Origin of the sequence: Chryseobacterium paridis, from assembly GCF_016595215.1 — a bacterium.
Taxonomy (GTDB): domain Bacteria; phylum Bacteroidota; class Bacteroidia; order Flavobacteriales; family Weeksellaceae; genus Chryseobacterium; species Chryseobacterium paridis.
Window position 1 is genome coordinate 676,865 of record NZ_JAENHK010000010.1, and the last position, 25,669, is coordinate 702,533.

22 protein-coding genes are annotated in these 25,669 nt (G+C 35.9%); 20 read left to right on the top strand and 2 right to left on the bottom strand.

Annotated elements, in window-relative coordinates:
* Window positions 1-8: 8 nt before the first annotated feature.
* From JHL15_RS12550 to JHL15_RS12575, 6 genes are read left to right on the top strand one after another with little or no spacing between them, the layout of a single operon-like run.
* Window positions 9-1,826, top strand: a complete 1,818-nt coding sequence (locus JHL15_RS12550) for an IucA/IucC family protein (RefSeq protein ID WP_200246186.1) — start codon at window positions 9-11, stop codon at window positions 1,824-1,826.
* Window positions 1,823-3,226 (top strand): MATE family efflux transporter, encoded by a 1,404-nt coding sequence (locus JHL15_RS12555; RefSeq protein ID WP_200246188.1) that lies wholly within the window; start codon window positions 1,823-1,825, stop codon window positions 3,224-3,226. Before JHL15_RS12550 ends, JHL15_RS12555 begins: the two co-directional genes overlap by 4 nt.
* Window position 3,227: 1 nt before the next feature.
* The gene (locus JHL15_RS12560; RefSeq protein ID WP_200246190.1) at window positions 3,228-3,473 is read left to right on the top strand and encodes an acyl carrier protein; all 246 of its coding nucleotides are present in this window, start codon (window positions 3,228-3,230) and stop codon (window positions 3,471-3,473) included.
* Between the two features lie 4 nt (window positions 3,474-3,477).
* Window positions 3,478-4,866 (top strand): AMP-binding protein, encoded by a 1,389-nt coding sequence (locus JHL15_RS12565; protein WP_200246192.1) that lies wholly within the window; start codon window positions 3,478-3,480, stop codon window positions 4,864-4,866.
* Window positions 4,853-7,291, top strand: a complete 2,439-nt coding sequence (locus tag JHL15_RS12570; protein WP_200246195.1) for a TonB-dependent receptor — start codon at window positions 4,853-4,855, stop codon at window positions 7,289-7,291. Before JHL15_RS12565 ends, JHL15_RS12570 begins: the two co-directional genes overlap by 14 nt.
* Window positions 7,292-7,293: 2 nt before the next feature.
* On the top strand, window positions 7,294-8,490 hold the full coding sequence (locus tag JHL15_RS12575) for a PepSY-associated TM helix domain-containing protein (protein ID WP_200246197.1): 1,197 nt from the start codon (window positions 7,294-7,296) through the stop codon (window positions 8,488-8,490).
* A gap of 150 nt (window positions 8,491-8,640) precedes the next feature.
* Here the strand turns inward: JHL15_RS12575 and JHL15_RS12580 are convergent, their stop codons facing one another.
* Window positions 8,641-10,128 carry an aminotransferase-like domain-containing protein gene (locus JHL15_RS12580; protein WP_200246199.1) on the bottom strand — a complete coding sequence of 496 codons (1,488 nt, stop codon included), beginning with the start codon at window positions 10,126-10,128 and terminating at the stop codon, window positions 8,641-8,643.
* Between the two features lie 65 nt (window positions 10,129-10,193).
* Here JHL15_RS12580 and JHL15_RS12585 point away from each other — a divergent pair, with 65 nt between their 5' ends.
* The 5 genes from JHL15_RS12585 to bioA all read left to right on the top strand — a co-directional run bounded on the left by JHL15_RS12585 (window position 10,194) and on the right by bioA (window position 15,308).
* Window positions 10,194-10,811: a hypothetical protein gene (locus tag JHL15_RS12585; RefSeq protein ID WP_200246201.1), complete on the top strand. Its 618-nt coding sequence runs from the start codon at window positions 10,194-10,196 to the stop codon at window positions 10,809-10,811.
* The gene (locus JHL15_RS12590; RefSeq protein WP_234047763.1) at window positions 10,812-11,933 is read left to right on the top strand and encodes an aminotransferase class I/II-fold pyridoxal phosphate-dependent enzyme; all 1,122 of its coding nucleotides are present in this window, start codon (window positions 10,812-10,814) and stop codon (window positions 11,931-11,933) included.
* 326 nt (window positions 11,934-12,259) lie between these two features.
* The gene (gene bioD, locus JHL15_RS12595; RefSeq protein WP_200246203.1) at window positions 12,260-12,865 is read left to right on the top strand and encodes a dethiobiotin synthase; all 606 of its coding nucleotides are present in this window, start codon (window positions 12,260-12,262) and stop codon (window positions 12,863-12,865) included.
* A 2-nt stretch (window positions 12,866-12,867) separates the two neighbouring features.
* Window positions 12,868-13,863 (top strand): biotin synthase BioB, encoded by a 996-nt coding sequence (bioB, locus tag JHL15_RS12600; RefSeq protein WP_200246205.1) that lies wholly within the window; start codon window positions 12,868-12,870, stop codon window positions 13,861-13,863.
* 161 nt (window positions 13,864-14,024) lie between these two features.
* Entirely contained in the window at window positions 14,025-15,308 is a 1,284-nt protein-coding gene (gene bioA / locus JHL15_RS12605; RefSeq protein ID WP_200246207.1) for an adenosylmethionine--8-amino-7-oxononanoate transaminase, read from the top strand.
* Window positions 15,309-15,456: 148 nt separating this feature from the next.
* Here bioA and JHL15_RS12610 read toward each other — a convergent pair whose 3' ends face one another.
* A complete protein-coding gene (locus tag JHL15_RS12610; protein ID WP_200246209.1) occupies window positions 15,457-15,783 on the bottom strand; it encodes a winged helix-turn-helix transcriptional regulator in 327 nt (108 codons plus the stop codon).
* Window positions 15,784-15,943: 160 nt separating this feature from the next.
* Between JHL15_RS12610 and JHL15_RS12615 the strand changes: the two genes are divergently transcribed.
* The 9 genes from JHL15_RS12615 (at window position 15,944) to JHL15_RS12655 (ending at window position 25,558) form a co-directional block, all read left to right on the top strand.
* The gene (locus JHL15_RS12615; RefSeq protein ID WP_200246211.1) at window positions 15,944-16,705 is read left to right on the top strand and encodes an MBL fold metallo-hydrolase; all 762 of its coding nucleotides are present in this window, start codon (window positions 15,944-15,946) and stop codon (window positions 16,703-16,705) included.
* Window positions 16,706-16,801: 96 nt separating this feature from the next.
* Window positions 16,802-17,338 (top strand): GNAT family N-acetyltransferase, encoded by a 537-nt coding sequence (locus JHL15_RS12620; protein WP_200246213.1) that lies wholly within the window; start codon window positions 16,802-16,804, stop codon window positions 17,336-17,338.
* A complete protein-coding gene (locus tag JHL15_RS12625; protein ID WP_234047764.1) occupies window positions 17,304-18,275 on the top strand; it encodes a helix-turn-helix domain-containing protein in 972 nt (323 codons plus the stop codon). Before JHL15_RS12620 ends, JHL15_RS12625 begins: the two co-directional genes overlap by 35 nt.
* Window positions 18,276-18,385: 110 nt before the next feature.
* The gene (locus JHL15_RS12630; RefSeq protein WP_200246214.1) at window positions 18,386-19,126 is read left to right on the top strand and encodes an SDR family oxidoreductase; all 741 of its coding nucleotides are present in this window, start codon (window positions 18,386-18,388) and stop codon (window positions 19,124-19,126) included.
* Between the two features lie 195 nt (window positions 19,127-19,321).
* Complete coding sequence (locus tag JHL15_RS12635; RefSeq protein ID WP_200246216.1) at window positions 19,322-20,077, top strand: SDR family oxidoreductase; 756 nt, start codon at window positions 19,322-19,324, stop codon at window positions 20,075-20,077.
* Between the two features lie 745 nt (window positions 20,078-20,822).
* Window positions 20,823-22,670, top strand: coding sequence for a chloride channel protein (locus JHL15_RS12640; RefSeq protein WP_200246218.1), 1,848 nt, complete (start codon window positions 20,823-20,825; stop codon window positions 22,668-22,670).
* A gap of 42 nt (window positions 22,671-22,712) precedes the next feature.
* Entirely contained in the window at window positions 22,713-23,393 is a 681-nt protein-coding gene (locus JHL15_RS12645) for a response regulator transcription factor (RefSeq protein ID WP_200246220.1), read from the top strand.
* Window positions 23,393-24,760, top strand: a complete 1,368-nt coding sequence (locus JHL15_RS12650; RefSeq protein ID WP_200246222.1) for a HAMP domain-containing sensor histidine kinase — start codon at window positions 23,393-23,395, stop codon at window positions 24,758-24,760. Before JHL15_RS12645 ends, JHL15_RS12650 begins: the two co-directional genes overlap by 1 nt.
* Window positions 24,761-24,859: 99 nt before the next feature.
* Window positions 24,860-25,558, top strand: a complete 699-nt coding sequence (locus JHL15_RS12655) for an MgtC/SapB family protein (RefSeq protein ID WP_200249155.1) — start codon at window positions 24,860-24,862, stop codon at window positions 25,556-25,558.
* Window positions 25,559-25,669 lie beyond the last annotated feature (111 nt).

Below are 25,669 nucleotides of genomic sequence, written 5' to 3' on the forward strand. Positions count from 1 at the left end.
ACCCTATTATGAACAACACATTAAATAATACTACTATAATCAGCCAGGAAAACTGGAACCAAGCCAACATTGATCTAATGGCTAAAAGCATTGCAGAATTAATGCATGAAGAACTGTTGAAACCAACAGCTGATTTTGAAGATGAAAAAGGATATACTGTCTTTAGATTGGAAACAGGAAAAGAAAATGTAACCTATAGCTTCAGAGGTCAGAAAAGACTTATGGACTATTGGCATATTGATAAAAGCAGCATCAAAAGACATGAAAACGGAAATATAAGTTCATCAATCGATGTTCCAAAATTCTTTTTGGAAATGCAGTCGGTATTCGATCTTGATTCCAATACGTTAGCCCGATATACAGAGGAACTTCTGCATACATTATATTGTGATGCATTGATATTATCTGCCGGAACTATGTCTTCAAAAGATTTAGCGTCAAGTAACTATCAGACCGTAGAACATCAAATGACAGGACATCCTTGGGTAATCGTGAATAAAAGCAGACTAGGATTTTCTCCTACCGATCTTGAAAAATTTGCCCCTGAAGCTAATGAAAATTTAAAAGTTTTATGGTTAGCTGCTCATAAAGACCGATCTTCTTTTCATTCTTTAGAACATATTGATCAGGAGGCATTCTATAATTCTGAAATTGGAACTGAGTTGTATGAAAGTTTTAAACAAAAGCTGATCAATGAAGGAAAATCTGTTCAGGATTATAATTTAATTCCTGTACACCCTTGGCAATGGGAGAATAAACTGAAAATTCACTTTGCAGGAGATATTGTTTCTGGAATTCTTATTCTATTAGGAGAAGGAAATGATATTTACAGTCCTCAACAAAGCATCCGTACTTTATTTAATGTAGAGCATCCTGAAAAAAGATATTTGAAAACAGCAGTATCAATTCTGAGTACAGGAAACATCAGAGGACTTTCTCCTAAGCAAATGCAAATAGCTCCATCTATTACAGATTGGGTAAAGGGATTAATAAAAGGAGATTCTTATCTTGAAACAAAAGGAACTATATTTTTAGGAGAAGAAGCTTCTATAGCTTACCTACATCCTCAGTATGGATCAATTGCCAGTGTACCTTATCAGTATAATGAATTTTTAGGAGCTTTATGGCGTGAAAGTGCTGATTCTTACTTAAAAGAAGATGAGGAAATGTTTACGATGGCTTCATTGCTTTATGTAGATAAAGAGGGTGTTCCATTGGTTCAGGCTTTTGCAGAAAAAGCAGGGATCAGTATCAAAGATTGGATCACCAATTATCTTGAGGCATATCTTACTCCTTTGCTTCACATCTATTATACACACTCTCTTTGTGTGACACCTCACGGAGAAAATATTATGGTTGTATTGAAAAACGGTATACCACAGAGAATCGTTATTAAAGATTTTGTGGATGATATTGTTTTAACTGCAGAAGCCAGAGAAAAATTGCCAGATCATTTAGCAGACGGACTAATACAATCTTCAAACAAAGAAAACGTTCCGTTGTCTATTCTTCTTGGAGTTTTTGATGCTTTCTTCAGATACTTATCCAATGTCTTGCATACACACTCTGATTTTAAAGAAGAAGAGTTCTGGACACTTGTTCATGAATGTGTGGAAAATTATAAACAGCATAATAGCCATTTGGAGGAACGATATGAGAAATACGATTTGTATGTTCCCACATTCAAAAGATTCTATATCAATAGTCTGCGTTTGAAAAATAATGGATACAGCGAAAACAAAGCATTTGCTATTCCAAGAAAAGATGGTGCATTGCCGAATCCTTTATATCAGATAGCCAATAAAAATTCGGTCGCGGCGGTATGAGAAAGTTTCTGCATCTTGTAAAAGAAGGCTCTGTATTTGCGTACGGAGCTTTAGCCGGAAAAAAAATCGAACTGACTACTGGAAGTATCAACCGTTCTATCTTCAGCCTGGCCATTCCAATGGTTATGGAGCTTGTGATGGAATCTGTTTTTGTGAGTATTAATCTTTTAATTATTGCAAAGCTTGGAGATAAAGTTCTTGGGCTCGTAGGGATTACAGATAACTACATCACTTTTGCGAATGCTATTGCCATAGGATTGGGTATAGCTGCGGCAACTTTAATTGCAAGGAGAGCAGGGGAGAAAGATAAAGAAGGTATGAGCCGGACTGCCCATTATATCATATTGCTGGCTACAGGCTTTGCATTATTAATTGGTGGACTGTCATTTATTTTCGCTTCTGAAATCATCAGTTTCCTTGGAATCAAACCGGATATTGTAACTCATGGACTGCTTTTTTCCAAACTGGTGTTTTTAAGTATCGGATTGGTTATCCTTCGTCTTTCCATTAATGGATTGTTCAGAGGAGCTGGGGACGCGGCACTTGCGATGCAATCTCTTTGGTTATGTCATATCTCAAGTATGGTATTTGCAGTAATCTTTGTTTTCGGACTTGGTTTTATTCCTGCTTATGGATTGATGGGATTAGCTTATGCTACTGTTTTATCAAGATTACTTGCAGTATTATATCAATTCTTTATTTTGCTTTCAGGTAAAACCAGTATCAATATTCTGGTCAAATTTCATTATGATCTGCCCCTGATCAAGAAAATACTGAAGATTACTTTTGGTGGTTTGGTCCAGTATATTATTCCTGCTTCAAGCTGGCTGATTATGGTTAAAATTATTGCAACCTTTGGTACCACTGCACTTGCAGGCTATATTATTGCCCAGAGAATTGCCTCAGTAGCAACTATGCCTGCCTGGGGGATTGGAAATGCTGCCGGGGTTCTTACCGGACAGAATCTGGGAGCCGGAAACCCTGATCGTGCAGAAAAAACAGTATGGAGAGCCGGAGGTATCAATATGACCTATCTTGTGGCGGTTGCACTATTCTGGCAGCTGGCAGCAGAGCATGTAGTCACATTTTTCACCTCAGAATCAGAAGTTGCCCGATACGCAGTGCAATACATTCATGTAGTATCTATGGCCTATCTCTTATTAGGCTTTACAATGGTTATCAGCCGCGCTCTTAATGCGGCAGGAAATATTATGCAGGTAACTCTGCTGTATATGATCATGTTCTATGTCATTCAGCTTCCTTTAGCTTATCTCCTTGGAATAAGATTTCACTGGGAACTGAAAGGAATATTTACAGCTATTGTTTCTTCGGAAATCGTATTGGCTGTTTTATTCTTAATGATCTTCAAAAATGGTAAATGGAAAACTATAAAAATTTAAAATGAACACAACAGACGAGTTTTATGAAATAATTGCTTCCGCAATTGCTGTAAAAAAGGAAATGGTAGACGAAAATCTCACGTATCAGGAAATTCCTGAATGGGATTCTATGTCTCACTTACTTATCGTAGAAGCATTGGAACAATTCTATCAGATAAAGTTTGATTTTAATGACATTCTCGAAATGGGAACAGTCGGTAAAATCCGTGAAAAAATGAAAAAATACGATGTACTCGTAGAAAACTAAGTATATGAAAATTTTAGAAAATGTAATTGCCAACAGAAGCCTCTCTTTCACAGAGGCTTCCAGCGGCAAAAGTGTACCAATAGGAACACTGTACCGGTCATTAGGCCTAAATCCTGTAGAAAAAGGACTGATCTTTTTATACAATGACAATCAGTTGTCAAGTATTGAGGTTCTTCTTAATTTCTATGGAACAGCCCATGCTATTGCAGTCTTAGGACAAAAACTGCATATAGATTTCAAAGAACGTCTTGAGGCTGAATACCGTCCAAAATATATCTTTGATCCTTCAAGAGATGAGGTTCCTGGATATCTTTTAAAAGAATTCTCAGAAACCGTTTCCATCTTTGTTAAAGAAGATTACAAACCTGAAGTTACCATTCATCCAGAGATTAAGATCCTCTTAAGTACTTCAGGGACGACAGGCGTTCCGAAGCTTGTGAAACTTTCTGATGAAAGTCTTTATCAAAATGCAATAAGCATCCTTCAGTACATGCCTATTCTGGAATCTGATGTAGTCCCTTTAAACGTACCGATTAATTTCGTGTACGGATTTTCTATTTTCACCACGAACTGTATGAAAGCTGGTAAAATAGTATGCACAGATAAAGACATTATGCAGAAAGCATTCTGGGATGAAATGGAAGAACACGGTTACAGCACATTGGGAGGTGTTCCATATCTTTATGAAAACCTGAATAGGATAGGATTCTTCAGAAAGGATAGCAAAAGCCTGAGATATATGACCCATACCGGTGGAGTGATCAATGCTGAGCTGAGAAAAACAATCTTCAATTACTGTCATGAATTTGAAAAACAATTCTTTGCCCAATACGGACAGACAGAAGCAGGAGGAAGAATGGCTTATCTTACCACAGAAGGACTTCTTGAAGAAGAAACTTCTATCGGTACACCTGTACAGGGCGGAAGTTTTCAGATAGATCCGGAAACAGATGAATTATTATTCTTACATCCAAGTATCTGTGGTGGCTATGCAAATAAACTGGAAGATCTCTCTTCTTATGAACAATCTTCAGTTCTTCATACAGGAGATACTGGAAGGATAGGAGAGAACGGATTATATTACATTACAGGAAGAATAAAACGGATCATGAAGCTTTTCGGAATTCGTCTTAATCTAGATGAAGTTGAATTTATTCTTAAAAATGAACTGGAAGGAAATACGTTTGTCTGCTTGAATTCCAATGACAAAAAGATCATTGTTCTTTATGACAACAATGAAATCGATCCCCAGATTATTACAGAAACCATAAAGAATAAACTGCGTATCAATCCGCAATACGTTCGCACCGAATACATAGAATCATTTCCATTATCACAAAACGGTAAAATAAACTATCCGCTATTACAAAACTTACAGCATGAAAACATCTAGAACCCTTATATTACTTTTATTTCTTATTAGCTTTCCAATGATTGTCTCTGCCCAGCAGAGTGAACGTGTAAATGGTAAGATCATGCTGTCTGATAAAGCGCCCGTAAAAAATGCACTTTTAAGATTAGTGAATACGCCGTATCAGGCAAAAACCAATAATTCAGGAGAATATTATTTTGAAAATGTGCCACCCGGAGAATATACGCTTCAGGTGGTTTTGAACGATATCGAACTTACACGTGAAACCATCCGTATTGAGAAAGATGTTTATGAAATCCCAGTTATTTATGCCGCAGTAGAAAATAACGTCATTGAAGGAATTACAGTATATGCTGTAAGCAGAAATAAATTTTTGGATAAAGACAGTACCTCTGTTGCGAAAATGCCACTGAAGAATCTGGAAAATCCTCAGATGTACACCAGCATTAATCAGCAAATACTGAAAGAACAACTTGTTTATGATGTTTCTGAAGCATTGAAAAACGTTGCAGGTGTTGCAAAAATGCAGGGAAGCCCAGGAAGAGCTGGAGATGGAAGTTTTTATTATAATTTAAGAGGATTTCCTACCAGAATTTCTATGGTAGATGGTGTTCCTGCTACCACCAACTCGGAAATTGATCCTGCTGATATCGAGCGTATTGATGTAATCAAGGGCCCTTCCGGTACACTATACGGTGGTGCAGTTAATTCCTTTGGAGGATTAATTAATGTGGTGACGAAAAAGCCGAAAGACTATTTTGGGGGTGAAGCTTCTTATCTTTTGGGAAGTTATAACCTTAATCGTGTAACAGCTGATGTATATGGACCGATCACGGATTCAAGAAAAACTTTATTCCGTTTGAATGCGGCATACCAATACCAGAACGGATTTAGGGATTCAGAATTCAGAAAATCAATGTTTGTAGCTCCAACATTCAGCTATCAGGTGAATGATCGATTAAAGTTCAATCTTGGTGCGCAAATTTATACCTATGAAGGAACTAACACGCCGATCATCTTTTTGCCAAGAAACAGAGCATTTACCTCAAGAACTCCGGATGAGCTTGGATATGACTGGAAAAAGTCATATTCAAATAACGATATGAGTCTAAAAGCACCTTCCATCAACGTAAAAGCTGAGATCAATTACAAAATTTCTGATAACTGGAGTTCACAAACTTTGATTTCAAGAAACTACAGAAAAACAGAAGGATTGTACCAGTATCAGTTTATGAGAGGAGATACTGATAACATTTTAGAGCGTAATGTACAGTGGCAGAATGGTGAAGGAGCCTCTACCAGCTTTCAACAGAATTTTAATGGAGAATTTAAAATAGGAGAAATCAAAAATAAACTTCTTGTCGGGTTAGATTATTTAAATCAATCTTTAAATAATAACCTTTCTCCAATTGTTGTATTTGACAGGATTGATGGCAAAAATCTTAATGCACCAGTAGGAGGACCTGTAACAGGGACATATGGTAATATATCCAGAGATTTAGCATTACAAAAAATTCAAACTTCTACAGCCCCTTTAGTAAGAAATACTGCATCCTCTAACATTTATGGAGCATATGTTTCAGATGCGGTTTATATCACAGACCGTTTGGTTGCTTTGTTAAGTTTACGTTTTGATCATTATGAAAGTAATGGACAGCTTGACCTGAACAAAAATATTAATTCGGGAGCATTCAATCAGAATGCGTTGTCTCCAAAATTTGGTTTATCATATCAGATCCTTAAAAATCATCTATCAGCATACGGTAACTATATGAATGGTTTCAGTAATACAGCTCCGGTTGCACAACCTTTAGCAGACTATAGTGGAGATTTCAAACCGCAGAGATCTAATCAGTGGGAAGTAGGATTCAAAGGAAATCTTTGGAGAAATAAAGTCAATTTTACAGTAGGGTATTATGACATCTTAGTTAATAATATGTTAAGAGCAGACGTTGTAAGTCTTAATGGACAAAACTATAATATTACTGTCCAGGATGGTGAACAGAGAAGTAAAGGACTAGAAATTGAAACGATTTTAAATCCTATTCAAGGGTTGAACATTATGGCCGGATATTCTTACAACGACAGCAAGTTTGTAAAAGCTGCTGCTTCCGTAGATGGTCGTCGTCCTTCATCTTCTGGTCCTGCTAATGTATTCAATTCATGGATCAGCTATATCCTTCCAATCGATGGACTTCAGGGATTAGGTGTAGGTTTTGGAGTTAATAGAGTGGGTGAACAGATCACAGTAGATAATGCAACTACCGGACAATTCATATTCCCGGCGTATACCTTAATCAACGCTTCTGTTTCTCTTGAAAAAGAAAGATACAGACTAGGATTTAAAATGAATAATTTAGGAAATGCTCAGTATTTTTCTGGGCAGGGCGTTGTAGTAGCTCAAATGCCTCGTAACTTTGTTGCTGAGGTTACTCTTAAGTTTTAATAATGAATTCCAGATTTAGAAAAATTATATATCAAATACATCTATGGCTCGGACTAACGTCCGGGCTTATAGTTGTAATAATGGCAGTAACAGGTTGTATTCTCGCCTTTGAAAAAGAGTTAAAACACACATTTTATTCGGAAAAGTATTTTGTAAAAAATATAGGAAAGGAAAAACTTCAGCTTTCCGATCTTAAACTAAAAGCAGAACAGGCATTACCAGACAGCCTTAAAGTAAGCAGAGTAGAAATATCTTCTGATCTTTCCAGAAGCTATGCATTTCGTTCCCTAAAAATGAATAATGAAGCATTGACCTTCTGGGGTTCTTATGTTTATTATTATAGAGTATATGTAGATCCTTACACCGGAAAAGTCCTTGAAGTCGAAAATGCAAAAACCGAGTTTTTTGAAATTGTTATGGATCTTCACCGAAGATTATTATTAGGAGAAAAAATAGGGAAGACCATTACAGGATATTCAACCATTATATTGGCAATTATGCTATTTTCAGGATTGGTGATCTGGTTTCCCCGCAAACTCAATAAAAATGCAACAAAGGGAATGTTTTTCATTAAAACATCGGCTAATTGGAAAAGAATAAATTATGATAGCCATAATGTTCTGGGGTTTTATGCAGTCATCCCTCTGCTTCTTATTTCATATGCTGCAGTAATATGGAGTTTTGAAGATATTGACAAATGGGTAAAAAAAACATTGAACGGAAATGTAAAAACAGAAAAAGCTAAAAGCACCATACCTTCTGAAGAATTTACACATCAAAAAAACATTTTAAATTTAGTAGGAAATACGGTAGGAAAAAGTCTGGTCAATAAAGAATCTGCACTTATCAACTTTCCAAAGACAGATGAAGGAACCTATTATGCTGAAGTAACCTACGGAAATAAACAGTATCAGAACGAACAGTTTAATTTTGATCAATATTCTGGCAAAATTTTAAAACATCAATCCTACAAAGACAAAAATATAGGAAATGGGACAGCATTACGAGAAAGAAATTATGATCTGCATACCGGAAGTATTTTTGGAACAATTGGAAGATTCTTATATCTTTTTGCAGGTATAATTGCTGCCTCTCTTCCCATCACAGGATTTATTATTTATTTAAATAGAAAAAAGAAGAAGCCAAAAAAGAAAGTGCATACCAAAATTCATAAAAGAAGATATGCGCTGTCAAAATAAAAATAATAAAGGTTACCTTTTGGGTAACCTTTATTATTTATCAATAGGGTGGGCGCGTGATCAGCAAAATCTGCGAGAATTTTCTTTAAGCATAACCAGAACAATAATTATTTATAGGATATGAAGTAACACCTTAAATGACACATATTACTAGACCAATTGCTTTACATTTTCAAATAAGATTTTTATACTTTGTTCCATTTCTTCAAAACTAAAATTTCCAAAACCTAACCTCATTGCCGTTAGATCTTTGGTCTGATAAAGCAATGTTTTAGGAATAAACAGGTTATTTTGTGCACAATTCCGGCTAAGTTGCATCAAATTGATTGGAATATTCCATTCACTCCAGATCGCTAACCCTCCTGATGGTTTCTGAAATCGGATATAATCTCCTAAATATTCCTCCAGCAAGAAGGCAAATTGATCCCTTCTTTCCTGATAAATTTTGACAGATTTTTTAAGATAACGATGAATTTCCCCTTCAGCAATCATCTCCCCTAGAACCTGTTCCATTAATATATCTCCTTGTCGGTCAATAATCCCTAAATATTTTCGTAATTCAGTCATAAGGTTTTCCGGAGCTACAATAAAACCTGTACGAAATCCAGGTGCTAAGGATTTCCCGAATGAACCTATATAAACAACCATTCCATTGGTATCAGCACTTGCTAATGGCAGGATAGGACTTTTATCATAATGGAAATCGTAATCATAATCATCTTCGAGGATTATGAATCCAAATTCATTGGCCAGATTAAGCAATTCAAGCCTTCTCTGTGCGCTTAATGTTACTGTAGTAGGATAGTGGTGGTGAGGAGTAAGATATAACATGCGTATCTTTTGTTTTTTACAAGCTTCTTTTACATTTTCTACGATGATACCTTCTTCATCAATAGGCATAGAAACGATATTAACACCCGCCTTTTGGAAAATCATATTGACCGAAAAATAGCTTAAAGCACCTACCAATACGGTGTCGCCTTGTGATAATAAAACTTCTGAAACAATATAAATACTCATCTCCGTACTCCTTGTAATAAGGAGATTGTTTTTAGAAATCGGTAATCCTCGGGATAAATTAAGATAGCGGGAAAGGTTCTTTTTAAAAAATTCACTCCCATCCTGGTTATAATGTCCGAGCATTTTATGGTGACCTTTGCGTTTAAGAATAGCGCTGTAAATTTTCGAATGTTGATCTATTTGTGTCAGTCTGATATCCGGAACTCCATCATTAAAAAGATATTCACAGGCAGAATGCTCAAAAGGATTGTCAAGGATATTAGACATTTTAAACGAAAAACCAGTTGTTTTAGGATAATGATCAAGATCATTGGTTTCAAAATTTTTAAACTTCAGGGGTTCATCCTGATTTTTTCCGATGATAAAAGTTCCCTTATTCGGAATACTTTCCACCCAGCCCTGAGCAAAGAGCTCATCATAAACCGCTACAATGGTGTTCCGATGTACCTCAAGGGTCTGACTTAAAGCTCTTGTACCGGGAAGTTTGGTTCCAAAAGGAAGAAAGCCACGTTGAATGGCATTGATCAGCTGATTAGCGATCTGCATATAAATTGAAGCATCTGATGCTCTGTTGATTTTTACAAAACTTTGATAAGGAATTTCAACCGGACTATCCATAATATTAAAACTGGCACCATTTAACCATCCGGCAATATACTACATTTGATCCAAAATAAAAATACATGGAATTCTATAATCTTTTAGAAAGCATTGTAAAGAATAATGAAACTCATGCAAAATGGCTGAATACATTATCTTTTATGGAAAACGCAGGTGCCAGAAAAATCTCCAGCTGCGAGCATCCAACACAGGTCAGCCAGATCCAACTGAAACATGCAGCAGAAGAACACCGTCATGCCTATTACCTGAAGAAACAAATTGGTAAGCTTAATCCTGATATTTGTAAAACGTATGAAAAAGAGGAACTGTTAGCATCATTAGCAACTAAGCAATATCTTCATTCTTTAGACATTAAAGCGTGTAAGTATTTACAAATGGCCTTCACCCTAAACAAAGAGGAACTTAAATATGCAGCTTACCTTTTCGTAACGTATGCTATTGAAGTACGTGCAGATGAATTGTATCCGGTATATCAGGATATTCTGACCAAAGAATCTTCTAAAATAATGGTAAAATCTATTATCTTGGAAGAAGAAGGACATTTAGAAGAGATGATCAACCAGCTGAATGAATTTTCAGAGGACTGGCAATTTCATGCTGATGAAATACTGAAAATTGAGCACGCACTTCACGATCAGTGGATCACTTCTATTTCACAGGAAGTAGCACAGCTTAACTAAATGATGTCTTCCAGTCAATTAAGTCATTTGCAAAAGGCATTAGATAGGAGAAAAGAAAATGGGACTTTCAGATCTTTACGAAGTAAATCTGAAGGGATTGACTTTTACTCCAATGACTACCTTGGTTTATCAGGAAATAAGGAATTTCAGCAAAAGATACTTCAAGAAATTACAAATAACCCCGCACTATTATCCGGAAGTACCGGATCAAGACTGATCAGTGGAAACAGTTTTGTAGCTACCGAGACGGAGGAATATATTGCACGGCAACATCAATATGCATCAGCGTTGCTTTTTCCTTCCGGATATAACGCAAATCTGGCTTTATTTTCGACACTACCAGGAAGAAATGATACAATTATAGTGGATGAACAGATTCACAGATCAGTACATGATGCCTGCACCTTATCCCATGCAAAAAAGATAAAATTCAAACATAATAATCTTAAAGATTTAGAAGAAAAGCTTGAAAGACAGGGAAGGGGCTGTTATATTGGTATAGAAAGTCTTTATTCGATGGAAGGAGATTTTGCTCCAATAGAAGAAATAGCTGAATTGGCCTATCGATATGATGCTCATCTTATCGTTGATGAAGCGCATGCTTTTGGAGTTTTCGGATACGGATTGGTGGCAAAATATCAATTACAGGATAAGATTTTTGCAACTGTCATTACCTATGGAAAAGCGCTTGGAGCTCATGGAGCAGCAATTTTAACCAGTCATCTGGTTAGAGATTATCTCATCAATTTTGCATCTCCTTTTATTTACACCACCTCTGCTCAGGATGTACAATGGATGTCTATAAAAACCGGATACGATTTCCTTAAGATCCATCCTCAATTACCTGAAAAATTAAAACACAATATTAATTTTTTGAGAACCCAGGGCCTTAAGACTCCTTCCTCAGAGGACAGTCCAATACAAGCTATTCTCATACCTGATAATCAACAATTGAAAGCATTACAACAAACATTATCTGAAAAAGGCATACTCACCTATGCGATCTACAGTCCAACCGTAAAGGAAGGAACGGAAAGACTCCGTATCTGTCTTCATAGCTTTAATACAGGAGAGGAGATTATGGAACTGGTTAGGACGATTAAAGAGGCTATTTATATGTAAAATCGTGAAATCGGTGATTTGTAAAATTGCGGAAAGGAGGAAAGACAGAAAGGCAAAAGGGCGAAAAGGCGAAATAGCTGATTTGCAAAATTGCATAAAGGTGAAATCGCTAAATTGAAGAATCGTGAAATCGTAGAAAAAGAATTAATGCCCAAAATATAAAAGTGAGCAGCTTAAAACCATAAAGAAAGAAAGAAAGAAAGAAAGAAAGAAAGAAAGAAACAGTGAATAAAAACCTTGTACCTCCTTAGCGATTTTACAAATCCACAATTTTGCGATTTCGCCATTCATCGATTTCGCCTTTTTGCCATTAACACATTAAACACATGAAATTATTTATCACCGGAATAGGAACCGAAATAGGAAAAACTGTTTGCTCAGCCATCTTAACCCAATATTTTAAAGCAGATTATTGGAAACCAGTACAATCAGGGGATCTTCATTACTCTGACAGTATGAAAATTAAAGATTGGGTTGATCATGAGGTATATTGTCATCCGGAAACGCACCGTTTTCAATTGGCTGCATCACCCCATCAATCAGCGGCAGAGGAGGGAAAGCTTATCAGAGTGGATGATTTTCAATTACCGGAAACTTCAAATTCATTGATGGTAGAAGGAGCGGGGGGATTAATGGTTCCTTTATCTGATACCGAATTTATGATCGAGCTTATAGAAAAGTTAAAACTTCCTGTTGCTCTTGTAGTCAGGAACTATCTTGGCTGCATCAACCATACTTTATTATCAATAATGGCCTTAAAAGAAAGAGGGCTTTTATTGGAATGCCTAATTCTTAATGGAACTTTTCCTATAGATACAGAACGTGTCATTCTTAATTACATTGAAGAAAAGACAAAAATCATCAGGATACCTGATATTGATTTAATTACAAAAGAAAAAATAAAAGCTATTGCAAACAATTTAAAAAACTAAAAATGGATAAAAAAACAAAACTTAGGAATGATTGGACCAAGCAGGAAATAGAAGAAATATTTAATCAGCCTTTAATGAGTCTTATTTATCAGGCGGCTACTGTACATCGTGAATGGCATAATCCTGAAGAGATACAGATTTCTACTTTATTATCTATAAAAACAGGAGGATGTGTTGAAGACTGCTCTTATTGCGGGCAGGCTGCACGTTATCACACCAATATTAAGGTACAGGCCTTATTACCTACTGAAAAAGTAATTGAACATGCTCAAAAGGCAAAAGACTCTGGTTCTTCAAGATTCTGTATGGCAGCAGCGTGGCGTGAAGTACGTAACAATCGTGATTTTGATCGCGTCATTGATATGGTAAAAGGTGTAAATGAATTAGGACTGGAAGTTTGTTGCACATTGGGTATGTTAACCGAAGAGCAGGCCATACGTCTTGAGGAAGCAGGGTTATATGCTTATAATCACAACTTAGATACCTCTGAACAATACTATGAGGAAATTATCTCCACCCGTACATTCGATAACAGAATCAATACCATCAATAATGTTCGGAAAGCAGGAATTACCGTTTGTTCAGGAGGAATTATTGGACTTGGGGAAACAAATGGAGATCGTATTTCTATGCTATTAACGTTAGCAACGATGCCAAAACATCCGGAATCTGTTCCTATTAATGCATTAGCAAGAGTACCTGGAACACCGCTTGAAAACAATCCAAAAGTAGACACCTGGGAAATGGTAAGAATGATTGCGACTGCAAGAATTGTAATGCCTTCATCAATGGTTCGATTGAGTGCCGGAAGAATTGAAATGGACGAAACAGAACAGGCATGGTGCTTTATGGCTGGAGCAAATTCTATCTTCACAGGGGAAAGAGAAACTTTACTAGTAACCCCAAATCCAGGCGTTTCAGAAGATATGCAAATGCTTACTACACTCGGACTGAGACCAAAGAAAAGGGCAGAAGAAGTTTGGATGAACAGTTTATAATAGTTGAAAATTGAAAGTGGAAAGTGGAAAATGAGAAGTGAGAAATCAGATAATAGAAGATTTAGTAAACGCTATAACTCTATACCCCTAAAACTCTCAAACCCGGAACTTTCAACTTTCAACTTTCCATTTTCAATTCTTCATTAATACATTTTACAAAAATGAACAACGAATTAAAAAAAAGAGACCGGGCTGTAAACTGGCACCCGTATACGCAGATGAAAACAGCGGATGATGCAATTCCGATTGTCAGAGGGGAAGGGGTGTATCTTTATGACAATGAAGGTAAAAAATATATTGATGCTGTTTCCTCATGGTGGGTTACTCTACATGGACATGCCAATCCGCATATTGCCCAGCGCGTTTTCAATCAGTTAAATACATTAGAGCAAGTAATCTTTGCAGGGTTTACCCACGAACCGGCAATACAGCTTTCTGAAAATTTATTAAAATTGCTTCCTGAAAATCAGGAAAAGGTTTTCTATTCAGATAATGGATCTACTGCTGTAGAAGTTGCTTTAAAGATGTGTATACAATATGCTTATAATCAAGGAAAAGCAAAAACAAAAATACTGGCTTTTAAAGATGCTTATCATGGAGACACTTTCGGGGCAATGTCAGTTAGTGGAAGAAGTGTCTGGACTCAGCCTTTTGGAGAAATGCTCTTCGAAGTTATTTTCATTGATACTCCTAATTCTGAAAATATAGATGCTCTAAAAGCAGAAATCAGCCAGTTTGCAGATGATATTGCCTGTTTTATTTATGAACCACTTGTACAGGGTGCTGCGGGAATGTTGATGTATCAACCGGAAGATCTCAGTGAGCTTATGAAATTTTGCAGAAGCAAAGAGATTGTAATGATTCAGGATGAAGTTTTCACAGGATTCGGAAGAACCGGAAAACTTTTTGCAGCCGATCACCTGACGGAAAAACCAGACATTATGTGTTTTTCAAAAGGGTTGACAGGTGGAACGATGCCGATGGGTATTACCACTTGTTCTCAGGAAATTTTCAATGCTTTTTTATCGGATGATAAGTATAAAACATTGTTTCATGGTCACTCATTTACAGCTAATCCTTTAGCTTGTACTGCAGCATTGGCCAGTATGGAACTTTTATTACAAGAAAATACACAGATTGCTATACGAAGAATAAGTGAGCAGCATTCCGATTTCACAAAGATTCTCCGTGAACATCATGGTGTAAAAAATGTACGCCAAATGGGTACTATCATCGCCTGGGAACTAAAAACAGAGGCGCAGACTTCTTATTTCAATGAAATAGGAAAGAAAACGTATGATGAGTTTTTACTTCGTGGAATCATCATGCGTCCATTGGGAAATGTGATGTATCTGGTTCCTCCTTATTGCATTACTTCTGAAGAGCTTGATTTTATTTATAAAAATATCATTGAAGTTATCAACCTATTTCTACAACAGGAATAGTCCATACTCTCGCTATTAACGAAAAATAAAGCAGAACAAAAAACACAAAATACAATCTACTGAATTGGTTTAATTAGCGAGAGTATATTTTTTTTATCACAGATTGGATAGAATTATTTTCTTAGCAAAAGTTCAATTTTATAGTTGTTTAAGACACCAACGATCTGGAATTATTTCCCCACGCATCCAAAGCTTCAAGAATGGGGCCTAATTTCAAAGCGTTATCTGTAAGATGATAATAAACCTCCGGTGGGAAATTATATACTTCAACCCGTTGAATAATGTGATCTTCTTCAAGCTGTTTCAATTGCTCGGACAGCACTTTTTTTGAAACCCTCGGAATGATCCGCCAAAGCTCTGCAAACCGGACTTCTTTTTTCTGAAAAAGATAAAATAAAATTAATGGTTTCCACTTCCCGGAAATCATATCTAAACTTCTTCTTAAACCGCAGTTTTTAAACTCCTCAAAATTCATAAACACTTTTTATGGTGAAACAAATGTCGTGAATTAATAAAAAATAAATTCAAAAAAGCATTTCACTCCTCAATTTCTATAAAATAAGATTACCTTTTTGTAACCATCCATTATTAAAGCACCTGTGTCCCATAGCTTTGTAAAGTAAAATTTCAAAACAATGAAAATAGAATTCTGGCGTAATGCAACACTTGTACTTATTGTGAATAATACTCGTATACTGGTTGATCCTATGCTTGGCGAAAAAGGCTCCCTTGGAATTTTTCCAATGACAGACAATGAATTGTTAAATCCGTTGGTTGACCTTCCATTTGACAATCAAACACTATTGGAAAAATTAAAAAAAGTAGATGCTGTTGCTGTATCACATCTTCACCCTGATCATTGGGATGTGAAGGCAATCGAATTATTAGATAAAAATATACCTGTTTTTTGTTCATCGGTTATAGCAGAACAGATTTCTCAATATGGATTTAAAAATACTATACCCATTGAGGAAAAAATCACCTGGAATGCCATTGATATTTCATTGACCAAAGGACGTCATGGAACAGGTGAAATTGGCGAAAAGATGGGGCTTGTTAATGGTTTTATATTTAAATCTGCAGATAAGACAACTTACATTGTGGGCGACAGCATCTGGTGTTCTGAAGTTGCAGAAGCGATTAATACATACCAACCCCAAAATATTATCGTTGCAGGAGGTGCTGCCACTTTCAACGTTGGTGATCCAATCATTATGAATACGAAAGATATTATCAACACCTGTCGTTATGCTCCGAAAGCTTCTGTCTGGATAACCCACCTTGAGACGGTAAGTCATTGTAAGGAAGATAGAAAATTTACCCGAAAAAAAATAAAAGAAAACAATTTGCAGGATCAATGTTTCATCCTCAATGATGGAGAAGAAGTAAATATTTGATTCTGCGTATTCGAAATTTAGACTTTCAATTTTTTCTCATGGATATTGATTTTCCTCCATTAAACACTTAAATTAGCCTCTATAAAAATTATTACAATGACTCTTGAAACAGAAAGGTTAGTACTTCGGGATCTTGACGTGAATGACAAAGAAGCAATTTTCGAATACCGCTCAGATGCTGAAACCAATCAATTTCAAAGCTGGATTCCAAAAACATTAGAAGAAGTTGAAACTTTTATTCTTAATAACTCCAAAGAGTTCAATCAACCCGAAAGCTGGTATCAATTGTTAATCACCGATAAAATGACAGAAGAAGTTATTGGAGATATTGGTGTCCATTTCATTGACAGTGCAAGTAAACAGGTAGAATTTGGAATTACTTTGAACAAAAAACACCATCATAAAGGATATGCATCAGAGGCATTGACAGGTTTAATTGAACTGATGTTTAAAGAACTGAAAAAACATAGAATAACTGCATCTATCGATCCTGATAATGCTAGTTCAATGATGCTAATGGAGCGTATCGGCTTTAGAAAAGAGGGACATTTTATTAAAAGTTTATACCTTAATGGAATCTGGGTAGATGATGTAATTTATGCATTATTACAAGAAGAGTGGACTACTAGATAAATTTGCAATGGAAGATCTCAATTTTGAATCCAATTCATTATTGGAATTATACAATCACCTTAACCTTTCAGTAAATCTTATTGACGCTGCTGAAGGGTTTTCCATTTTTAATTTAAAAGATATTGGTTTTAAACTTCCTTATCAGTCAACTTCTTACCGCCCCAATTTCTTTTCTTTCCTTTTTATTAAAGATGGAATAGGACATTATACCATTGATGAGCATACATTTGAAGTAAAACCACATTCTGTTTATTTTACCAACCCCAGTAACTACAGAACCTTTGGTTGGGACAAAATTGAAGAAATCTACCTCATAACATTTGATGAAACTTTTTTAAAGAAATACATCAGTAAAGAAATTTTTGATGACTTTCCTTTTCTATTAACAGAGAAGATTAAGCCTAAAATGGTGACTGATGAGTTCTATCACAAGGCAGAATATATTTATCTTCAGATCCAATCCGAATATACAAGTAATTCTCCTGAAAAATATAAAATTATTGGTCATCTGCTGGCCGTTTTGTTTTATAAAATCAAAGAATATTTCTGGCAGGATTATGATCCTATATATGAAGGGAACCGAAGTTCACAAATCGTAAAATCTTTTAAACAACTTTTGGAAAAACACTACCGGGATTTAAGTTCTAATAAAATAGAAACAGTCTTCAGGGTGCAGGATTATGCCAATGCACAAAATCTTCATCCCAACTACTTAAGTTCTGTCATCAAAACTAAAACAGGAAAACCTATTGCCACATGGATTGCAGAAAAGACAATTTCTGAAGCCAAATCCCTATTAAAAAATTCCTCCATCTCCATTAAGGAAATCACTTATAAACTAGGTTTTTCCGAAACAGCACACTTCAGTAATTACTTTAAGAAGCATACCCATACTACACCTGTTCAATACAGAAGGGAGTTGAAAAAAAACATATAACATCTTTTTCGCCACATTTGAAATTTGCAAATAATGCTTTATTATTTGCAACCAATACCTCTTGTCGTCATTCTACCTTTGTCTTATAAAATTAAAACATCCAAAAAGACATGAACAATTTATCAGAAAAAGTAGTATTAGTTACAGGAGCTTCAAAAGGAATAGGAGCTGAAGTAGCAAAAAAATTAGGAGAAGCTAATGCCAAAGTCATTGTAAACTATGCAGGAAGTAAGGCTGAAGCAGATGATGTGGTAAGCTCAATTAAAGAAAAAGGAGGAGAAGCTATCGCTGTACAGGCAGACGTCAGTAAAACAGCAGATGTACAATCACTTTTCGACCAGGCTATTGCACATTTTGGAAGAATAGATGTATTGGTAAACAATGCCGGAATCATGATTACAAAAACGATCCAGGAAACTACAGACGAAGAGTTTGACCGCCAGTTTAATATCAATGTAAAAGGCGTATTCAATACACTTAGAGAAGCTGCTACCAGATTAGACGATAATGGAACTATTATCAATTTCTCCACTTCTGTCAACCGTTTAATGTTACCAGGATATGCGACCTATGTGGCAACAAAATCTGCCGTAGAACAGTTAACCAGGGTTTTCTCAAGAGAAGTTGGAAACAGAGGAATTAATGTCAATTCAGTTTCTCCCGGACCTACAGCAACTGCACTTTTCCTTAACGGAAAACCTAAGGAAGTAATTGACAGGCTGGCATCATTAAACCCTTTTGGAAGAATTGCAGAAACAGATGATATTGCAAATGTTGTGGTATTTCTTGCCAGCAATGAAGCCAAATGGATCAATGCACAGAATATTGGGGTGAATGGGGGAATGGCTTAGTTAATTGAAAGTGGAAAGTTGAGAGTTGAAAGTTTCGGGATGCGCGATGCGAGTTTGAGGGTATCAGAGTTTTAGGGTCTTAGAGTTAATAAGTCTACTGATACATAACTTCTAATCTCTCCATTTTCAACTTTCCACTTTCAATTTCTCATAAATACATGAATACTTTTTACATTAATACATAAAAAAAATAAAATGAACAACAATTTACATGGCAAAACAGCCTTAATAACAGGCTCTGCCCGAGGATTAGGTAAAGCTATTGCAGAGCGTTATGCTGCTCTGGGAGCAAATATTATTATCAATTATTCTAAAGACAAATCTTCAGCAGATGAAGTGGTCTCCAATATTAAAGCCATGAACGTAGGCGTAATCGCAGTACAGGCAGACGTAAGTAAAGTGGCTGATATAGAAAGACTTTTTAATGAAGCTAAAAATGCTTTTGGAAAGATAGATATAGTTGTTGCCAATGCAGGAATAGAAATGGTGGAAACACCAGTGACCGCGTTTACTGAAGAGCAGTTTGACAGACTATTCAGTATCAATACCAAAGGAGCTTATTTTACAATGCAGCAGGCCGCAAAAAATGTAGAAGATAATGGCCGTATCATTTATATTGCTTCCAGTACTACATCTTTTCCGGTTCCCGGAATGGCAGTGTATGGAGGAAGTAAAACAACACCTCGGTACATGGTAGATGTCCTTTCAAAAGAAATTGGACACCGAGGAGTAACGGTTAATTCTATTATTCCTTTTGCGGTAGATCACTCCGGTATTTTTGCTGAAGAAAACAGCTATCCGGAATTGAGAAAATCATTGATAGACAGTTGCCCGATGGGAAGGCTGGCAGAAGTGGAGGATGTTGCCAATGCAGCAGAATTTTTTGCAAGCGATCTATCATCCTTTATTAATGGACAGCATTTATTAATAAACGGTGGTGCAACCCAATAGTTTTCGTATTGATCTTAGAACGATGTCATTCTAGAAAACTTTGTTTAAAAAAATTATCTCTCACAGATCGCACAGATTACACAGATTTAATACACACACATCTGCTTAATCGATGAGATCTGTGGGGAATAAAAAATCTCTGATTCTTTATTCTTTAAAACATTATTCCTTGCATTAAAGAATTTTTCTCTCGCAGATCGAGCAGATTACGCAGATTTTTATAACACGAACATCTGCGTAATCAGTGAGGTCTGTAGGAAATAAAAAATCTCTGATTCTTTATTCTTTAAAACGTTAATTCCTTGTATTAAAGAATTTTTCTCTCTCATATCAAGCAGTTTACACAAATTTTTATAACACGAACATCCGCGTAATCAGTGAAATCTGTGGGAAATAAAAATCCCAGACTTCTTACAGCTAAAAAAAAGAATCCTTCATAAAACTTAGCTCCTTCCCAATTAACAAAAAGCATAAGAAATAATCCTTAAGAATGCTTTAAACTCTTTATTCTGAACTAAATGAACACTATTTTACGCTTCATATGATTTGAAAATCAGAGATGACAAAAAAATAAGTGTTCTTTTTTCCTTATATTTGGTTATTCTTTGGATCAGTTTTTAAAAAGCTGTGAAAAATTCGTTAATCATTAATCCTTTTTATAACATTAGTTTCCTTTTTTATATGGTTTATCTGTATAAAATAATGGAAGGATATTTGTAAAAAATAATCAAATAACCCAGCACCCGTGAATATTCACAATAAAAGAAAATATCTCAGTTTTCTTAAATTTAAAAGAGATTTTCAAAAATATGGTCTCGAAAAAGTGCGAAGCTATGAACTTATTCTTCATTGGCTGAGCAACAGGTTGAGCCGTAGTCAATTTCTTATTCTCTCGGGTATCCTGGTAGGATGTACAGCCGGACTTGCAGGGGTGATCCTTAAAACATTGGTTCATACCATCCATTATTTTATTGTCAATAAAGTTCATTTTGAATACCAGATGCTTTTCTATATTGTTTTTCCTTTTCTGGGAATTGTACTGACGACCAGCATTGTGTTGACTATATTTAAAGGTCAGGACAGAAAAGGAATTGGCGCTATTCTGTATGAAATTGCCCAAAACTCAAGTATTGTATCTTCGGTAAAAATGTACTCACAGATTGTTCAAAGTGCCATTACTGTCGGACTTGGAGGATCAGCCGGACTGGAAAGCCCGATAGCCGTTACAGGTGCTGCCATTGGATCCAATTATGCCCAGACATATAGATTAGGATATAAAGAAAGGACCTTGCTTTTGGCAGCTGGTGCCACTGCTGGTATTGCATCTGCCTTTAATGCTCCGATCGCAGGAGTCATGTTTGCCTTTGAAATATTATTGACTGGAGTTGTTTTCTCAGACTTTATTCCTTTAGTCGTTGCGGCAGTTTGCGGCAGTCTTTTATCACGAATACTACTTCAGGAAGATATTCTTTTCAGGTTTCATGCCAGAGAATCTTTTAATTATCATAACGTTCCCTATTATCTGATATTAGGAATTGTAACGGGTTTATATGCCCGATATTTTGTAGTTATTTCTCAAAAAGTAGAACATTTTATCAAAGAGCTTAAAGTCTCCCGAATGCGTAAAGCAATGATCGGAGGAGCTGCGCTGTCTTTACTTTGTGTATTATTTCCACCATTATTTGGAGAAGGATATGAAACCGTAAAAGACTTCACCAATGGCAATACCCATTTTATTATCGAAAACAGCCTTTTCAGATACTTTGAAATAGGGAACTGGACTGTTATTATTTTTCTGGTTCTGATATGTCTGTTAAAAGCTTTTGCTACGTCTATTACAATTTTTAGTGGCGGAAATGGAGGAAACTTTGCCCCTTCATTATTTGCTGGTGGTACGGTAGGTTTTCTTTTTGCCATGATTTGTCAACAGATCGGATTTGAAGATGTACCGGTGACTAATCTGGTATTGGTAGGCATGGCTGGAGCGATGAGTGGAGTATTGTATGCACCTCTTACGGCTATTTTCCTTATTGCTGAATCGAGTTTCGGATATGATTTATTTATTCCGCTAATGATCGTTTCCGTGATGTCTTATTTAATGGCAAAATGGTTTTCTCCTATATCTCCTGAATTAAAAAACATGGCCGATGAAGGGAAAATATTTACACATGAGCATGACAAAAACCTGGTGTCTTCTCTTCGGACAAAAGAGTTGATTGACTGGGAATCTCAAACTATTAAGTATGATGCTCCTATCAATGATCTGTATGAATTGATAAAAAATGGCAATAAGAATATATTTGCAATTGTAAACGATGAAAAAATGTTGAGTGGAATTTTGACCTTAGACGATATCCGCCCATTACTTTTTAACAGAGATAAAGATGCATCATTAACTATTCAACAGCTGATGAAAGCTCCGCCTGCCGTTATTCACCCTGAAGATGAGCCATTAAAGATCATTCAGATATTTGATGAAACCGGTGTATGGAATTTGCCTGTTGTAGATGTACATAACCGGTTTATCGGGTTTATCTCAAAATCTACTGTTTTAATGAGCTACAGAGAACTTCTAAAAGAGTATTCTGACTAAAATATTTTCATTTACCAAAATCCTATTTGACATCTTGCAATTATGAACATCCTAATCATAGAAGACGACCTAAGAGTAGCTCAGCTTACCCAAAGAGGGTTAGAGGAGCAGGGTTTTATAGTAACGTTGGCTTATGACGGGCTTTCCGGAAAGAAATTGGCACTACAAAATGAATATGACCTGGTCATTACGGATATAGTCCTTCCTAAAATGGATGGTATTGACCTTTGCAGAGAAGTTCGCCAGATCAAACCTGACTTAGCCATCATTATGCTTACCGCTTTGGGAACAACGGATGACAAAGTAGAAGGTTTTGATGCAGGTGCGGACGATTACCTTGTAAAGCCATTTGAAATGAGAGAATTGTTGGTACGCATCAGGGCTTTATTAAAAAGAAACAGTAAGGCAACTCAAAATATGGGATTCATTTTACGATATGCAGATTTGGAAATGAATCTTCATACCAAGATTGTAAAAAGGGATACAAAAGATATTAACCTCACTCCGAAAGAGTTTAAACTGCTTGAATATATGATGCAAAATCCAGACAGGGTTTTATCTCGTGTAGAAATTGCAGAAAAAGTCTGGGATACCCATTTCGATACGGGAACCAACTTTATAGATGTCTATATCAACTACCTCCGAAAGAAGATAGACAAAGATTTTGATCAAAAACTCATTCATACCAAGTCTGGTATGGGATTTATCCTTAAATTGGAGTAATGCAAATCAAAACACGGCTTACCATATTATTCACAATCATTACAGCAACTATTTTGTTGGTTTTTGCATTTGTGATTTATTTTTCTGCTACCAAAAGCCGTGAAACGGAGTTTTATGCGCTCTTAAAAAAAGAAGCTTATACAAAAGCCAATCTATTTCTAAATGCAAAAGTAGATAAACGTACCCTACAGGAAATCTATCATAACAACCGCAAGACTTTAAATGAAGTAGAAGTAGCAATTTACAATACAGATCATCAACTTTTATATCATGATGCCGTAGATATTGATTTCGTTAAAGAAACTCCTAAAATGCTTAATGATATTAATTCTAAAAGCAATATAAATTTCTATCAGGATGACTGGCAGGTAATAGGAGTGGTGTATCCGTATCAGGGTCAAAAATATCTTGTTACAGCAGCAGCGTATGATCAGTATGGATATAGCAAGATCAATAACCTACTGAAAACTATTGTTATTGTATTTATCATTTCGGTTATCATCATATTTATCGCTGGAAGAATATTCTCAAGAAAAGCCTTTCAGCCAGTCAATGAAATGACTGAAAAAGCAAGAAATATTACAGCAACCAATCTGGATCTTCGTCTGGAAACAGGTGGAAATAAAGATGAATTATCACAGCTGGCTATTACATTCAACAATATGCTGGATCGTCTCGAAAGTTCTTTTGATGCTCAGAAAAGTTTCGTTTCCAATATTTCCCATGAATTGAGGACACCCTTGGCAGCTATAATTACCGAACTTGAGCTCTCCATTAATAAAGACAGAAGCAACGATGAATACAAAGTTGTGATCAATAATGTTCTGGACGATTCCAAAAAGCTTGTTCGTTTATCCAACAGTTTACTGGATTTTGCTAAAGCCAGTTATGACCCCACTGAAATATCATTCAAACCAGTACGGATTGATGAAATATTACTGGACGCTCGTCAACAGGTTCAAAATTACAATTATGATTATAAAATTGATCTTAATTTCAAAACCGATATTGATGATGAAAACCAAATTTCCGTCAATGGTAACGAATATCTTTTAAAAGTAGCATTTGTAAATCTACTTGAAAATGGATGCAAATTTTCAGATGATCATAAAAGTACCGTTTCTATACTTTTCAGCAATGATAATGTGATTCTTGTATTTTCCGATCTTGGAATTGGGATTTCGGAAAAGGATATGAATTTTATTTTTGCTCCTTTTCATCGGGGTGAAAATAAAGAATTTGCAGATGGTAATGGGATAGGACTTCCTCTAACCAAAAAAATTGTTGATCTTCATAAAGGAACGATCAATGTATCTTCACAAAAAAACGCAGGAACTACTTTCACTGTGGAATTACCTCATTTATAATTTTTCTAATAAAATTCTAATTTTTTTCTACTGGTTCTCTAACCGTGTTTATGGCCGATTGTAAAGACCTTTGTGCCATCAAATAAAAGAAGAGGAATCATGGGACTATTGGAATTTACAATCAGACTTTTAAGCGGAATGCTATTAGGTTCCGCCATCGGTATCGAAAGACATTGGCGTCAGAAAAGTGCGGGGTTGCGTACCAATACCTTAGTTTCACTTGGAGCGACAGCCTTTATTCTTCTTTCTATCAAAATCGGTGGTGATGCTACCGGAAGAATTGCTTCCTATATTGTGAGCGGTATAGGTTTTCTCGGTGCCGGAGTGATCATGAAAGATGGACTCAATGTACAGGGACTCAATACCGCTGCTACAATATGGTGCTCAGCCGCAGTAGGAGCTTTAAGCGGAATGGGTCTTCAAATGGAAGCCACGGTAGTGACCATTACAGTAATGTTTACTCATATTATTCTTCGTCCTATTGGTATCCGTTTAAACAGATTCACTTTCGTAAAATCCGGGAATGTACAAACCGACTATCTCTTTACCATCAAATGTACTGCTGATGTGGAAAATCATATCCGTGTTCTTCTAATGCAGATGTTGGGAAATGATGAAAAACTATTGTTAAAATCTTTATCCAGTGATGATATTGAAGACAAGGTTATTATCACAGCAGTTATTGTAACCGCAACACCTCAGGACAGTCTCATAGAAAGAACTGCCAGTCGCCTTACGATCGAAGAAAAGGTCCATAAGGTCAGTTGGGAGATTATTGGTACTCAATCAGAGCTATAATCTTCGAAAATACAATATTCAGAATCTACCAAGAGATTTCTATCAATTAAAATAACGCATCAGCTTCCATGATGCAGGTTATTCTGATCCTTTACAACAATAAACAAAAAA